Source organism: Bacillus sp. SIMBA_026 (assembly GCF_046535335.1).
GTDB classification, from domain to species: Bacteria; Bacillota; Bacilli; order Bacillales; family Bacillaceae; genus Bacillus; species Bacillus velezensis.
Genome location: NZ_JAWRWX010000411.1, coordinates 1 through 244, shown reverse-complemented (window position 1 = coordinate 244; position 244 = coordinate 1). Strand labels below are relative to the sequence as shown.

General features: G+C 63.9%; 1 protein-coding gene. It reads right to left on the bottom strand.

The genetic code is table 11. The features are described 5' to 3' along the window. Window positions 1-62: 62 nt before the first annotated feature. Window positions 63-244: GyrI-like domain-containing protein (locus SB847_RS22005; RefSeq protein WP_410578862.1), on the bottom strand; the 182-nt coding region annotated here is incomplete at its 5' end.

Genomic DNA, 244 nt, shown 5'->3' with positions numbered 1-244 from the left:
GACAACCTGTCATCTTCAACGGGTGGCGGGCTCCAGGCACAGTGGGCACGGCCTGTTGGCTCCTACTTGAGGAGGCGCACGATTGTTGTCTCAGTCTGGGCTGGATCCGGCGTTGGATCTCCGTAGATCTCCCATGAGTGCCCGGCAGGCTCCCGACGATTCCCCGCCATCCACTCGTCGATCGCGTTGTACGTCTCGTTCAGCCGGTCGTACGGCCCGCGGTGGATGGCCACGGCAGCCTCAC